This window comes from Nocardioides sp. J54, from assembly GCF_000519005.1.
Classification (GTDB): domain Bacteria; phylum Actinomycetota; class Actinomycetes; order Propionibacteriales; family Nocardioidaceae; genus Nocardioides.
This window is the reverse complement of the sequence record NZ_JAER01000011.1, coordinates 114,195-129,249: the sequence shown is the minus strand read 5'-3', so window position 1 is coordinate 129,249 and position 15,055 is coordinate 114,195. Positions and strand designations below refer to the sequence as shown.

General features: G+C 71.7%; 8 protein-coding genes. 2 read left to right on the top strand and 6 right to left on the bottom strand.

What is annotated here, in order from left to right:
* Positions 1-130: 130 nt before the first annotated feature.
* Positions 131-928 (top strand): DNA-formamidopyrimidine glycosylase family protein, encoded by a 798-nt coding sequence (locus NOCJ54_RS0110290; RefSeq protein ID WP_028655440.1) that lies wholly within the window; start codon positions 131-133, stop codon positions 926-928.
* A gap of 63 nt (positions 929-991) precedes the next feature.
* Positions 992-1,867 carry a zinc metalloprotease HtpX gene (gene htpX, locus NOCJ54_RS0110285; protein WP_028655439.1) on the top strand — a complete coding sequence of 292 codons (876 nt, stop codon included), beginning with the start codon at positions 992-994 and terminating at the stop codon, positions 1,865-1,867.
* Between the two features lie 93 nt (positions 1,868-1,960).
* On the opposite strand, the gene NOCJ54_RS25025 is transcribed toward htpX, so the two are convergent.
* From NOCJ54_RS25025 to NOCJ54_RS28195, 6 genes are all read right to left on the bottom strand, one after another.
* Positions 1,961-2,275, bottom strand: coding sequence for a helix-turn-helix domain-containing protein (locus NOCJ54_RS25025; protein WP_442937319.1), 315 nt, complete (start codon positions 2,273-2,275; stop codon positions 1,961-1,963).
* 50 nt (positions 2,276-2,325) lie between these two features.
* A complete protein-coding gene (locus NOCJ54_RS0110275; protein ID WP_036517466.1) occupies positions 2,326-2,826 on the bottom strand; it encodes a CinA family protein in 501 nt (166 codons plus the stop codon).
* A 67-nt stretch (positions 2,827-2,893) separates the two neighbouring features.
* Complete coding sequence (locus tag NOCJ54_RS0110270; protein ID WP_084255041.1) at positions 2,894-10,636, bottom strand: ExeM/NucH family extracellular endonuclease; 7,743 nt, start codon at positions 10,634-10,636, stop codon at positions 2,894-2,896.
* A 276-nt stretch (positions 10,637-10,912) separates the two neighbouring features.
* On the bottom strand, positions 10,913-11,557 hold the full coding sequence (gene pgsA, locus NOCJ54_RS0110265; RefSeq protein WP_028655436.1) for a CDP-diacylglycerol--glycerol-3-phosphate 3-phosphatidyltransferase: 645 nt from the start codon (positions 11,555-11,557) through the stop codon (positions 10,913-10,915).
* Positions 11,554-12,993 (bottom strand): 30S ribosomal protein S12 methylthiotransferase RimO, encoded by a 1,440-nt coding sequence (rimO, locus tag NOCJ54_RS0110260; protein WP_028655435.1) that lies wholly within the window; start codon positions 12,991-12,993, stop codon positions 11,554-11,556. Before rimO ends, pgsA begins: the two co-directional genes overlap by 4 nt.
* A gap of 80 nt (positions 12,994-13,073) precedes the next feature.
* A complete protein-coding gene (locus NOCJ54_RS28195) occupies positions 13,074-15,050 on the bottom strand; it encodes a helix-turn-helix domain-containing protein (protein WP_232221743.1) in 1,977 nt (658 codons plus the stop codon).
* Positions 15,051-15,055 lie beyond the last annotated feature (5 nt).

The window sequence follows — 15,055 nt, the reverse complement described above, 5'->3', positions numbered from 1 at the left end:
CGCTGCCGGCCGGGGCTTGAACTGGCCGAGCGCGTCTCCGGCGCGATGATGGGGAGCAGCAAGCTGCTGTCACGCGCCTCCCGCCGCGCTGCCGGTCGGGGCTCTCGTCGATCGCCCAGGAGGGGAAACCGTGCCCGAAGGTGATGCGGTCCGGCGCACCGGCATGCGGCTGGACCGGGCGCTGGCGGGGCGGGTGCTGACGTCCAGCGACTTCCGGGTGCCGGCGTACGCGACCGTCGACCTGGACGGCGCCACGGTGGTCGGCACGGTGACCCACGGGAAGCACCTGCTGACCCGGATCGAGCCGGTCGAGGGTCCACCGCTGACCCTGCACACCCACCTGAAGATGGAGGGCAGCTGGCGGGTCGTGAAGCCCGGCCAGCGCTGGTCCGGCCCTGCGCACGAGGCGCGGGTGGTGCTCACCACCGCTGAGAGCCAGGCGATCGGGTTCCGCCTCGGCGTCGTCGAGCTCATCCCGACCGCCGACGAGCACACCGTCGTCGGGCACCTCGGACCCGACTTCCTCGGCCCGTGGACGGAGGCCGACGAGCAGGAGGCGCTGGCCCGGCTGACCGCCCGCCCGGACCGCCGCGTCGGCGACGCCCTGCTCGACCAGACCGTGGCCGCCGGTGCGGGCACGATCTGGACCGCCGAGACCTGCTTCGTCAACGGGGTGAACCCGATGGCGCCGGTGTCGTCGGTGCGCGACCCGCTGCGCCTGCTGCGCCGCACCCGGCAGATGCTGCAGGCCGCGGTCCCGCGGGCCGACCCGATCACCACCGGCGACCGCCGCAACCCGCTGTGGGTGTTCCGCCGGCAGCGCAAGTCGTGCCTGCGCTGCGGGACGCCGATCCAGGCCGGCTCCCTGGGCGAGGCCGGGCGCGAGCGCACGACGTACTGGTGCCCCCACTGCCAGCCGATGCCGTGACCGGAGCGACCCACGTCACTCCGGCCCCGGAACACCGCGCCGGTCCCCGTTCGTTGCCCTGACATGCACGGCCACCACAACGGACTCAAGACTGCTGCCCTGTTCGGGGCGATCTTCGCCCTGCTGCTCGCCGTCGGTGGGTTGATCGCGGCGGCCACCGGCAGCTCGGCGTTCATCTGGATCTTCGCGCTCATCGGCGTCGGTACGACGGCCTACGGCTACTGGAACTCCGACAAGCTGGCGATCCGTGCCATGCACGCCTACCCGGTCTCCGAGGCCCAGCAGCCGGCGATGTACCGGATCGTCCGCGAGCTGTCGACGAAGGCCGGCCAGCCGATGCCGGCGCTCTACGTCTCGCCCACCCAGGCGCCGAACGCGTTCGCCACCGGCCGCGACCCGCAGCACGCGGCCGTGTGCTGCACCGAGGGCATCCTCGACCTGCTCGACGAGCGCGAGCTGCGCGGCGTGCTCGGCCACGAGCTGATGCACGTCTACAACCGCGACATCCTCACCGGCTCGGTGGCGGCGGCGGTCGCCGGCGTGATCAGCTCGGTCGCGCAGTTCCTCGCGTTCACCTCGATCTTCGGCGGGGGCAGCGACGAGGACCGCCCGAACCCGCTGGTCATGGTCGCGACCGCCCTGCTCGCGCCGTTCGCGGCCGCGGTGATCCAGATGGCGATCAGCCGGACCCGGGAGTACGACGCCGACGAGGACGGCGCCGCCCTCACCGGCGACCCGCTGGCCCTGGCCTCGGCGCTGCGCAAGCTCGAGGTCGGCACGGCCCGCGCACCGCTCGCGCCCACCCCGCAGGTGCAGAGCGCCAGCCACATGATGATCGCGAACCCGTTCCGGGCCGCCGACGTGCAGCGCTTCTTCTCCACCCACCCGCCGATGGCGGACCGGATCGCGCGGCTCGAGGCGATGGCCGGGCGCCGCTGACGGCGTACTGGATGACTTCTTCTCGCGCTGGGTGACCGTTGCAAACGTCAACAAGCGCGGGAATCCCCGGTCAGCCGGGGATTCCTGCAGCGGTCAGGCGGCCGAGGGGACGACCTCGCCGGCGGGGCGCGGCGTGATCAGCGTGGGGGCCGAGGCGACCAGGGCGGCCTCCTCGAGGGCGACGGCGTCGGCGACCTCGCGCAGCACGTCGGAGAGCGGCATGTCGAGGGCGTCGCACAGCGAGGACAGCAGCTCGGAGGAGGCTTCCTTCTGGCCGCGCTCGATCTCGGAGATGTAGCCGAGGCTGACGCGGGCGGCTCCGGAGACCTCGCGCAGGGTCAGACCGAGCTCGGTGCGGCGACTGCGCAGGATGTCACCGAGCGAGCGGCGAAACAGCACCATCTCGATCTCCCTTCCCTGGACGTTGCGGTCCCGGACCCCCTGGTCCTGAACCAACGCTACCCGAGGGCCGAATCTTCCGCTGGCCGACGGTCCGACGCAATCGTCTCAGCCAGCACCGACAGTGCCTCGTCGACGGTCGCCTCCTGGATGGTGGCGCGGTCACCGTCGAGCGCCAGCTCGACCGCCTCGACGCCGCCGGGACCCGCGATGCCCACGAAGACCGTGCCGACCGGCTTGCCCTCCTGGCGGTCGGGGCCGGCGACCCCGGTGGTGCTCACGGCGTACGTCGTGCCGAGCACCCGGCGCACCCCGGCGGCCATCTCCCGGGCGCACTCGGCGGAGACCACCCCGTGCTGCTCGACGGTCGAGGCCGCGACGCCGAGCACGTCGACCTTGACCTGGGTCTGGTAGCTCACGACGCCGCCCGCGTACACCGCCGAGGATCCCGGGACGTTCGTCACCCGCGCGGCGACCCGGCCGCCGGTCAGCGACTCGGCTGTCGCGAGGGTGGCGTCGAGGTCCTTCAGCAGCGAGACGAGGTCGGCCGGTGATCCCATGGCACGCATCGTGCCACGCGACCACCGGGCCGACCGGGTCTGTCCTGCCTGCGGGCCGTGGGGACCGTCAGCGCCGCACGACGAAGACGCTGGTGTTCGTCGTCCGCGGGTTGAGGGCCTTCGAACCGGCGTAGGTGACCTTCACCCGCTTGGTCCCCACCTTCGGGAACCGGGCCAGGGTGATGACGGCCTTGCCGTTGACGACCTTCGCAGAGCGGGCCTTGATGCCGGAGGCCGCCACCGTCACCTTGCCCGTGACCGCCAGGCCGTCGGGGTTGGTGAGGGTGACCGTCACCCGGACCTGCGTCTTCTTCACCACGACCTTGGCCGGGCCGGTGCGGACCCGCATGTTGACCGGGCCGCGGGCGACCTTGGCGGTCTTCACCGAGGTGGCCGTGGCGTCGGCGTAGCCCTCGGCACCGACGGTGACCCGGACGCTGATCCGCTTGCCCGCGAGGGCACCCGTCAGCCGGAGCTTCGGGGCCGTCTTCCCGCCGAGCACCGCGCCGTCGGCCAGCCACTGGTAGCTGACGTCCTCGGCGGCCGGGAGCCACACGCCCGGGTGGGCGGTGAGCTCACGGCCGACGCGGACCGTGCCGGTGACGGTCGGCTTCACCGAGTTGACGATGGTGCCCCGGGCCACCGGGGCCGTCGGCTCCGAGTCCGCGCTCGCGTCGTCCAGGCCAGCGCCGGAGGCGGTCACCCGGAAGGTGATCACCTTGTCGACCTCGGCCGGCGTCAGCGTGTATGTCGACGCCGTGGCGCCGTCGATCTCCGCGCCGTCGGCGAGCCACTGGTAGGTGACGTCGTCCGGCTCGGGCGAGAAGGTGCCCTCGACCCCGGTCAGGGTGTTCCCGACCTTCGGGGTGCCCGAGATCGTCGGCAGCTCGCAGGTGGCGAAGCCGTCGGCCTCGAGCACGGTGATCGGCACCCGGACCTCGGTCCCGGTCGCCTCGCCGACGAGGGTGAGCTCCGTGTCGCCGGCCGGCGGGCAGCCGGTCAGTGCCACGTCGACGCTCGCCGTGCCGTACTGGTCGTAGCGCTCCGTGCCGACGGTGTTGTCCACCGCGGCCGCACCCAGGACCTGGTCGCCGAGCTTGACGAGGAGCTCGTCGTCCTGGACGTCACCGGGGGCGGTCATCGCCCACGAACCGACGTCGAACCTCACGCGGTCACCCGGTGCGTAGGCCGCGGGGGCGTCCGCGGGGAGCTCGACCTGGACCGCACGCTGGCTGTAGTCGACCGGGAGCGGCTCCTCGTCGGAGAACTCCGCCATGTAGTCGACCATGGCAGCCAGGTCGACCTTGCCGGTGTCCTTCTTGTCGGTGCCGTTCGCGAGCTCGCGGAAGTTGTCGCCACCGGAGGCGAGGAAGGAGTTCACCGTGACCGAGTAGGTCTCGGCCAGGTCGATCGGCTCGCCGTTGAGCCACATCCCGGTGATCTCACCCTCGAACGTCGGGACCTCCGCGTCCTCCGGTCCCACCAGGACCGGCCGCTCCACGTAGGTGTAGGTGAAGCCCTTCGAGACACCGAGCTTGAGGAACGGACGGCTCGGAACCGCAGGGGGCTCGTCCGCCGTTCGCTGCCACTGCTGCTCGAGGACCGTCTTGATCTGGGCGCCGGTGAGGTCCATGTTGACCAGGGTGTTGGCGAACGGCTGGACGACCGCCGCGCCCTTGTAGGTCAGCTCGCGCACCCCACCGACCGGCGTGCCGGCCATGTCCGAGCGCAACCCACCCGGGTTCATGAACGCGATCTCGGCGGCACCGGACTCGGGGCTCTCCGTCGCCCAGCGCTGCACCTCCGCGACGAGGTTGTTGAGCGTGGACTCGCCGCCCCGGTTCGGGTCGGTGCTGCCCTCCACCCGGGCCCGGTTGAACGGCGCTGCGATCTCGCCGATCTTCACCGACCCCAGCTCCTCGGCGACCTCCTTGGCGGCGTCGACGATCTCGCGGACGGCCGTGTCGCCGGGCGAGGAAGCCGTGATCGCGATGATCTCCTGCGTGGTGGCGACCACCTCGCCGGTGGCCTCGTCGACCGAGAAGACCAGCTGGTTGACGTTCTGGCCGTACTGGCCGGCGGAGACGACCGGGCGCTCGGTCACGGCACGCCCGCCGTCGACCCACTCCTGCACCGGGAAGGAGCAGTTGTAGGCGAGGTGGGTGTGGCCCGAGATGATCGCGTCCACGTCGGCCGAGACGTTCTGGGTGATGTTGCCCCACACGGTGCCGGGGTTGGTGAACTGCGGCGAGGCACAGCTGGTCGACCCGGAACCCTCGTGGACCAGGAGGACCACCAGGTCGGCACCGTCCTCCTTGAGGTCGGCCGCGGCGGCGTTGGTCGCGTCGACGATGTCGGTGACCGTCAGCCCCTCGATGCCCGCCGGCGTGACCAGCGACGGGAGCTCCTCGGTCACGGCGCCGACGAAGCCGACGGTGACGCCGCCGAAGTCCTTCGTCCACGTCTCGGCGAGGTCGTCGCGACCCTCGGGCTCCTCGACGTTGGCGGCGATGTACTCCCAGTCCGCACGGTCCTGCACGCGGCCCACGAGGTCCTCGTAGCCCTGGTCGAACTCGTGGTTGCCAGCAGCGGAGACCTCGAGGCCGGCCTCGTTGAGCGCGTCGATCGTCGGCTCGTCCTTCTGGATGAAGGACTCGAAGGTGGACGCACCGATCAGGTCACCGGCGGCCGCGAAGACCGTGTCCGGGTACTCCTCGCGCAGCTGCTTCACCGTGCCGGCCAACCGCTCCGCCGGGCAGAGGACCGTGGCCGGCGGAGCCGGTGTGCCCTCGGCGCAGGTGGCGGTGGCCGGCGCCTCGTCGGCCATCAGGCGACCGTGGAAGTCGTTGGTGCCGATGATCTGGATGTCCCGGACGCCGTCGCTGACGTCGATGAGCAGCGGCACGGAGGTCCCGGTGGTGGGCCCGACCACGGTCAGCTCGCGGACGCCCTCGGCGACGTCGCCCGGCAGCGTGACCGACACCGAGGCGGTGCCGTAGCTGTCGTAGGGCTTGTTGCCGACGGTGTTGTCGACCGGGACCGAGCCGAGCACCTCGTCGCCGAGCCTGACCTGCAGCTCGGTGTCCTGCTTGTCACCGGGTGCCGTCATCGCCCACGAGCCGATCGAGAACTCGACGGTGTCGCCCGGGGCGTAGGCCTCCGGGGCGTCAGCGGGGAGCTCGAGCAGCACCGCGCGCTGGCTGTAGTCGACCTCGAGCGGGTTCTGCTCGTCGTACTGCTCCATGAACTCGACCATCGCGGCGAGGTCGACCTTGCCGGTGTCCTTCTTGGCCGCGCCGTTGGCGAGCTCACGGAAGTTGTCACCGCCGGCGGCGAGGAAGGAGTTGGCCGCGACGGTGTACGTCGCACCCAGGTCGACGGGCTCGCCGTCGAGCCACATCCCGGTCACGGTGCCCTTGAAGGTGTTGACCGGGGCCGTGCCCGGCACCGACACCGTCTGCGGGGTCTCCACGTAGGTGTAGGTGAAGCCGGACGACGCACCGAGCCGCAGGAACGGACGTGACGGCACGGTGCCCGCCGGGGTGCGCTGCCACTGCTGCTCCAGCACGGTCTTGATCTGGGCACCCGTCAGCCCGACGGTGACCAGCGTGTTGGCGAACGGCTGCACGTCGGCGGCCTGCCGGTAGGTGAGGTCGCGCAGGTCGGTCTCGGGGTCCTCGGTGCCGAGCATGTCGGCACGCAGGCCACCGGGGTTCATGAAGGCGATGTCCGCGCCGGTCGCCGAGCGCTGCGCCTCGGCGACGAGGTTCGACAGCGTCGACTCGCCACCGCGGTTCTCGGTCGCGCCGGCCGAGGAGAGGTACGACGCACGCCGGAACTCGCCGTCCATGGAGCCCAGGACCTCGCTGCCCTGCTCGTCGGCGACCTCCACCGCGGCGTCGACGATGGCCTGCACCGCCGGGTCCGGGGCGTAGCCGACACCGGCCGCGGCGACGACGTCCTGGCCGATCGCGACCAGGTTGTCGGTCCCCTGCTCGAACTTGAAGACGAGCTGGTTGAGGTTCGTGCCGTACTGGCCGGCCGAGACGACGGGACGCTTGGTGACCGCACGCTCGTCGGTCACCCACTCGTCGACGGTGTAGCGGCAGTTGTAGGCCAGGTGGGTGTGGCCGGAGATGATCGCGTCCACGTCGGCCGAGGTGCCCTGGGCGATGTTGCCGAACACCGTCGCCGGGTCGGTGAACCCGGGCGAGGAGCAGTCGGTGGTCGGCGCGCCCTCGTGGACGAGCAGCACCACCAGGTCGACGGGGTCGTCACCGGACTTGAGCTCGGCCGCCGCGGCGTTGGTCGCGTCGACGACGTCGGTGACGGTGATCCCCTCGATGCCCTCCTGGTTGACCAGGTTGGGCAGGTCCTCGGTCACGGCACCGACGAAGCCGATCCGCTTGCCGCCGACCTCGGCGACGAAGGTCTCGGCCAGCCGGTCCTCCTCCGCGATGGACGCGTCGTAGTCGAGGTTGCTGGCGATGTACTCCCACTCGGCGCGGTCGCGCACACGGCCGGCCAGGTCGGCGTACCCGCGGTCGAACTCGTGGTTGCCCGCGGCCGAGACCTCGAGGCCCATCTCGTTGAGCACGTCGATGGTCGGCTCGTCGTCCTGGATGAAGGACTCGAAGGTGGACGCACCGATCAGGTCACCCGCGGCAACGAAGACCGTGTTCGGGTTCTGCTGCCGCAGCTCCTCGAGCGCGGTTGCGAAGGGCGCCGCACCTGCGGCGTTGCCGCCGTCGGGCAGCAGCCGGCCGTGGAAGTCGTTCGTGCCGACGACCTGGACCTCGTCGTACTCCGTCGGGGTGAAGTCCGGGACGTCGATGCCGACGACCTCCGGGTTGTGGTCCGAGGTGCCCCACGGCTGGTTCGGCAGCCAGAAGTCGGTGACGTTGTAGTTGTAGCGGCTGTACTGGAAGGACGCGGCCTCGTTGGCGTTGATCTCCCAGATGTCGGCGCCGGTCACCATCGCCATGGCGGCGTCGTTGGCCAGGACGTGGTCCAGCGACCCGGACAGGCCGCTGAAGGAGTAGCTCTCGTCGCTCTCCTCGTCGGACTCGATCAGCTGGAAGCCGGCGTCCTCGCTGGTGAGGACCTTGATCGGCTCCTCCATCGTGTAGGAGTTGAAGTCACCGGCGAGGAAGATCGGCTCGACGTCGCGGGCCGCGGCGAAGTCCTCGGCGAACTGCAGCAGGCGCGTTGCCTGGCGGACGCGGTCGCCGTTGAAGGCGCCGACCTCGGCGTTCGCCTCGTTGTCGCCCGCGGCGCACTTCTCCGGCTGGGTCTGCGCCTCATTGGAGGTGCAGCTGTCGCCCTTGGACTTGAAGTGGTTGACGATGACCGCGAACCCGTCGCTGTCCGGGGCGCCCTTGGCCTTGAAGACCTGGGCGAGCGGCTCACGGGCGTTCGCGAACTCGTCGGTGCCGAAGAGCATGTCGGAGCTGCCGACCGGCTCGACCTTCTGCTTCTTGTAGATGAAGGCGCCGCGGATGGTGTCCTGCTCGGCGACGGCGTCGGCGGTGAGCGCCTTGCCGGGGCTCTTCACGTAGGCCCAGGTGTCGGGCGCGGCCACGTTGAGGACCTCGACCAGGCGCGCCAGCGCGTCGTCGCGGTTGGTCTCGCCGGGCAGCTTGATCGAGTTCTCGATCTCCTCCAGGCCGATCACGTCGGCGCCGAGGGCGTTGATCGTGTGCGCGAGCTTCTCCTCCTGGCGGGCCAGGCTCACAGCGGTGGCGGCACCGCGCGGACCGCGACCGTCGTTGGTGTTCGCCTCGTTCTGCTCGGTGTCCGGGTCGTCGAGCAGGCGCACACCGCAGGAGTTGTTGCCGATTCGGTTGCTCTGCCGGTCGGTGTAGTAGGTGCAGAAGGTGTTGAGCGGCGGGTCCTGCTGCGGTCCGGCCGCGGCGTAGGCCTCGCCCGTGGTGTTGAAGTAGTTGAGGACGTTGAAGGTCGCGATGGTCAGGTCACCGGTGGCGCCGAGCACGTCCTTCGGGCCGGCGGCGTCCGCGGACCGGGTGTCCTCGAAGGTCGCGACCGCGGCGCCGTCGGTGGTCACCGGCGTCTGCGGCTGGAGCTTCCAGATGTCGTTGCGGAAGTCGAGGACGACCGGGGCGTGGAACTCGACGCCCGCGCCGACCCGCGGCGGGTTGGGGTTGGCCGCGTTGCCCTGGGTCAGCCACGGCACCGGCTGGGCCTTGGTGGTCTGGTTGGCCAGGTAGTTGACGCCCGTGCCGTCGTCGAGGGTGATGGCGCGCTCGGCGTTCTCGTCGCGGACGGCCTGCAGGGCTGCCTCGTCGCCGGCGTCGGCGAACTCGGTCGGCTGCTTGAGCGGCTCGTCCCCGGCGGCCAGGCCGACCTCGGCGTACTGGTTGGTCGAGTAGGAGTTGGTGACCGTGAACTCGCCCGTGGGCGCGATGAGCATGCTCTCGAGCGCCTCGCGCTCGGACTCGGTGGTGGGCCACGGCGTCTCGACCGGCGTGACGGGCGGCAGCGGCGTGCCGAGCTCGACGACCTGCGCGGCCGTGGTGTTGATCTCGGTCAGCCCGAAGAACTCGCTCACCCGGCCGGTCACGCGCACGGAGTCGCCGACCTCGATGCCGGACGGCACCGGGTTGTTGTTGCCGTAGTAGACGAAGATGCCGTCGGAGGCGCCCGGCGTGGCGTCCGTGCTGCCACCGGTGCCGCCGGTCTGGATGGTGAAGCCGTCGAAGCCGCTGTTGGCGAACGCCGGGTCCTGGTAGAAACCGGTGACGACACCGGTCGTGGTCACCTGCTCGGGACCCTGGCCGGTGCCGGTCGCCGGTGCGTACGGCGAGCGGTCGCTGTTGCCCTGGATGGTCGCGATCGGCAGGACCTCCGGCGCCGGGCCGACGGTGATGGTGAAGCTGACGTCGTCGGTCTGCACCGGGTCGGAGCTGTCGGACACCGTGGCGGTGACCGGGAAGGTGCCCTGCTCGTTCGGCGAGCCGGACAGCACGCCGGCGGCGGAGAGGCTCAGCCCGTCGGGCAGCTCGCTCCCGGTCGCCCACGAGTACGGCTCCGTGCCACCGGAGGCGGTCAGCGTGGCGCTGACCTGCGCGTCGACGGTGGTGACGATGTCGGACTGGCTGCCCGCAGCGAGGTCCTGCGGCTCGGGGTCACCCTCGGTGACCGAGGAGTTCTGCGGCGTCGGGCCGCCGGTGGTGAAGTCGGCCGCGTTGTCGTCGGTATCGGCGTGCGTCGCGTTGCGGCTGATCGACGTCGAGTTGACCGTACCCGGCGCCTTGCCGGTGCCCTCGAACGAGTAGGTGCCGCCACTGGCACTCCCCCAGCCGACCATGTCGACGACGCCGGGAACGCCGACCATGTTGCCGGTGCCCGGGCTCAGCAGGGTCGTGTTGTCGACCAGGAAGACCTGCCCACCGCCTCCGCCCATGGCGATGGTCCCCACGACGTCCGGGTCGGGCAGTGCGGGCTGGGAGCCGGCTCCGTCCGCGGCCTTGACGAGGAAGTAGCCATGAGCAGGAACCGTGCCGGCGAGCGGCGTGATGTTGCTGGTGCCGACCGCCGTGGCGCCGGCCTCAGCCCGGTACTGGATCGACCATCCGTCGACCGAGATCGGGGCGCCCGTCGGGTTGAACAGCTCGACGAAGTCGCTCTTGTAGGTCGCTCCGCTGTTGCCCCCTCCCCCGTAGACCTCGTTGATCACCAGGCCGGTGCCCTCCGGGTTCGCCGCGACCGGCGGCGCCGCGACGAGCGTGACCCCCGAGAGGGCGATGGCTGCTCCGAGGGAGCCGAACAACAACTGCTTCGCAGGACGCATCGATCTTCTTCCGGGAGTCGCAGAGCGGCACCGAGCAGGACGGCCCGAGGGCGCCGTGCGGGGTGGTGAGGGTGGGGAAGAGCCCTGACCCTAGACCGCGGACCCCGGTTCCTGACAAGAAGTTGAGAAAAAGTCCGGCAACGATTTCGTGAAGATCCAGTGCTGGTGAACCCTCGCACCGCAGGGACGCCGGTCAGGGCGCCCGCTCCACGGACGAATTGCGTCTCACCCCGGACGCCCTCGGCCGGACGGAGGGACGCCCGGAGGCGGTGGGCGTCAGGCGGCCGGCGCGCCGGAGCGGATCTGGTGGCGCTGCTTCCAGACGTCGCGGAAGAACTCGTAGCCCGACCACAGGGTCAGCACGAACGCGATGAGCAGCAGGCCGACGGCGCCGACGTACGTCACCTCGCCGGGGACGTCGAGCCAGCCGTCGACCTCGAGCAGCGGCAGGGTCAGGAAGCCGAGCGCCAGGGCCTGGACGGCGGTCTTCCACTTGCCGCTGGCGGCGGCGGCGATGACAACAGACTTCAGCACCGACAGGCGCAGCAGGGTGACGGCCCACTCGCGGACCAGCACGACCACGGTGATGGTCCACATCCACCAGGTGTCCATGATGATCGACAGGCCGATGAAGGCCATGCCGGTGATCGCCTTGTCGGCGATCGGGTCGGCGATCTTGCCGAAATCCGTGACGAGGTTGCGGGCGCGCGCGATGTCGCCGTCGATCTTGTCGGTGACCATCGCGACGAAGAAGATGCCCCAGGCGACGGTGCGCCAGGTGACCGAGTCGCCGCCGTCGTGGAGCAGCACCCAGCCGTAGACCGGCACGAGGACGATGCGCAGGGTGGTCAGCGCATTGGGGAGGTTCCAGTTGCTCGGCTTCGCCGGGGCGGTGCCCTGCTCGGTGCCGGTCTCGCTCATCGCTGTCCTCCTGCCGGTTCGGCGATCAGGTCGACGCCGTCGCTCGCGACGACGAGCGCCGTGAGGATGTCGCCCACCCGGGCGTCCGGTGCGCCGAGCACGCGGGTGGTGCCGTCGACCTCGGGGCCCTGCTGCGCGGCGCGGCCCTCGACGGTGCCGTCACCGGTGCCGTCCGGGTCCACCTCCTCGACGAGCACCTCGACGGTGCTGCCGATGCGCTCCTCGGCCCGCTCGGACGTGAGCTCGGCGACGAGGTCGTTGAGGTGCTGGACGCGGGCGCGGATCTCGTCGTCGTCGAGCTTGCCGTCGAGGTCGGCGGCCTCGGTGCCGTCCTCGTCGGAGTAGCCGAACACGCCGGTGACGTCCATCCGGGCGGCGACGAGGAAGTCGCACAGCGTCTGGAACTCCTCCTCGGTCTCGCCGGGGAAGCCGACGATGACGTTGGAGCGCACGCCCGCCTCGGGCGCGAGGCCACGGACCTGCTCGAGCAGGCCGAGGAAGCTGTCCGGGTCGCCGAAGCGGCGCATCCGGCGCAGCACCGTGGCGCTGGCGTGCTGGAAGGACAGGTCGAAGTACGGCGCCACGCCGGGCGTGGTCGCGATGGCGCGGACCAGGCCGGGACGGGTCTCGGCGGGCTGGAGGTAGGACACCCGGACCCGCTCGATGCCGTCGACGGCCGCGAGCTCGGGCAGCAGCGTCTCGAGCAGGCCGAGGTCGCCGAGGTCCTTGCCGTAGGACGTGGAGTTCTCCGAGACGAGGAAGAGCTCCTTGACGCCCTGCTCGCCCAGCCAGTGGGCCTCCTGCAGCACGTCGGAGGGGCGGCGGCTGACGAACGAGCCGCGGAACATCGGGATCGCGCAGAAGGTGCAGCGGCGGTCGCAGCCGCTCGCCAGCTTCAGTGGCGCCATCGGGCCACCGTCGAGGCGGCGCCGGATCGCGGAGCGACCGGGGATCGCGACGTCGACGTCGGTCGTCGGCGCCTCCACGACGGCCTGCCGCTCGGCGGGGCTGATCGGGAGCAGCAGCCGGCGGTCGCGCGGCGTGTGCGGGTGCGGCTTGTCGCCGGCGAGGATCGACCGCAGCCGGCCGGAGATGTCCTGGTAGTCGTCGAAGCCCAGCACGGCGTCGGCCTCGGGCAGCGAGGAGGCCAGCTCCTCGCCGTACCGCTCGGCCAGGCAGCCGACGGCCACGACGGCCTGCGGGCGGCCGGTCTCCTTGAGGTCGGCCGCGGCGAGCAGGGTGTCGATCGAGTCCTTCTTCGCGGCGTCGACGAAGCCGCACGTGTTCACCACGACCGTGTCGGCGTCCTCGGGGTCGTCGACCAGCGCGAACCCGTCAGCGGCCAGTCGGCCGGCGAGCTCCTCGGAGTCGACGTCGTTGCGGGCGCACCCGAGGGTGAGCAGGGCAACCGAGACGGGGGTGGGAGTGCTGGTCATGTCCGGTCGAGGATACCGGCGATCCGCCCCGGGCCGGGATTCCCGGAGCGCCGGCGTGACCTGCGGCACTCCCCTGCGGCTCAGGAGCCCTTCCGGGCCGCGATGACCGTCTTGGTGACCTCGACGCCGGTCTCACCGAGCGCCTGCGGCTCCGCATCGCCCACCGCGTAGGTGACCGAGCCGTCGGTGCTGTAGATCCGGATCGGCGGCACGACCTTGAGCTCGCTGGACTGGCCGAAGGCGAGGTTGCCCTCGAAGACGATCTTGCCGTCGGCGTCGCGGACGTTGAGCGTGGCACCACCGCCGGCCGCGGTGAGTCGCAGCTTCACCGGCGTGCCCTTGGTCGTCATCTGCGTGATGCCGCCGCTCTGGTTGAGCACCGGCTCCTCCCCGACCGGGGCGGGGCCGCCCATGACCAGCCGGGCGATCGACCACACCAGGACCGCGCCCATGACGGCAGCGATCAGGACCGACCAGTTGCGGCCACCGCGGGTGCTGCGGATCGCGCCGCCGGCGCCGGTGGCGAGCTCGGACTCGAACACGCGGCGCGGGTCGACCGGCGCGTGGGCGTAGCGCTCGTCGTAGGCAGCCACCAGCGGCGCGGCGTCGATGCCGAGCACGCGGGCCAGGGTGCGCAGGTGGCCGCGGGCGTAGAAGTCGCCGCCGCACGGGCCGAAGTCGTCGACCTCGATCGCCTCGATGACGTGCGGACGGATGCGGGTGCGCTCGGAGAGCTGGTCGATCGTGAGCCGCAGGCGGTCACGGGCCGCCAGGACCTCCGGGCCGATGACCGGGTCCACGGCCGGGCGGACCGCGAGGTCGTCGAGCACGACCGTGACGGACTCCTCGGGCTGCGCAGGCACGTCCGGCAGCACCGGCGCTGCGTGGGCGCGCGGCGTCGCCTGCACCTCGACGCGGGCGGAGAGCACCGTCGGGCGGCCGGGCGCCGGGGGCTCGTCGGCCTCCCCTGCCACGTCGGTGACCGCCTCGATCTCGTCGGTGCCGGCCTCGTCGTAGCGCTCGACGTCGGCGAGCACGATCTCGTCGGTCGACTCCGCGTCAGCGCTGTCGGCGGCAGCCGCCGGGGCAGCGCCGGCGGAGCGCCGGATCCACGACATCCGCGAGCGGAGCCGGTCGACCTCGGCCGGCGCCGGGGCGGCGGCCAGGTCCTCGTCAGGCACGACGAGTGCCTCTCCGCGCACCACGGTGTCCTCGACGTCGTCGACGGCACCATCCCGGACGAAGCCGGTGCGGTCCTCGGTGCGGTCCTCGGTGCGGTCCTCGGTCCGGTCCTCGGCGCGGTCACCGTCGAAGTCAGCGTCGCTGTTCTCGTCGACGTCCTCGGCGCTGTCCTCGGCGCTGTCCTCGTCGAGCTCGTCCTGCACCGCGTCGCGGCCCATCAGGCCGGCGGCGACCCGGGCGGCGATCCCCCGCCGCTCGCCCGGCGTGCCGGCCTCGTCGCCGTAGAGGTCGCTCAGGCTGGGCACGGAGTCGCGGCGCGGCTCGTCCTCGTCGACACCGCCCGGGACCACCTCGACCACGTCGGCGCGGCCGTCGGCCAGGTCGGCGAGCACGTCGCTGAGCGACTCCGTCGACGCACCGACCACGCGGGTGGCCAGCGTCAGCGGGACCACGAGCTGCTGGTCGTCGTACCCGTCGACGAGCAGGTGGCCGTCGCGGAGCAGGCCGCGGCGCGGGAGGTGCTCGAGGCAGTCGACCTCGTCCCACGCGATGCCGCGCCACAGCGCGCCCTGGCGCAGCCGCACGCCGTGCTCGTCGGCGATGAGCAGGGGCGCCCGGCTGTCGGCGAGGGCGGCCAGGTGGATGCCGGTGACCACGAGCAGCACGCCGAAGGCGAGCCAGTCGAGCGTCGTGCCGCCGGTGAAGGCGCGTGCGGCGAACGCCACGGTCAGCAGCGCGGCGAACCCACCGACACCCGCCGCGAGGCCGGCGTTGCGGCGTACCTCTACCGCGTGGCCGGGCTCGGGGGCGGGGCGCTCCCCGGGGGCGTGGTCGTCGAGATCGGACGGCAGATCGGAGGGCAGGTGCTCGGTCATCTGGC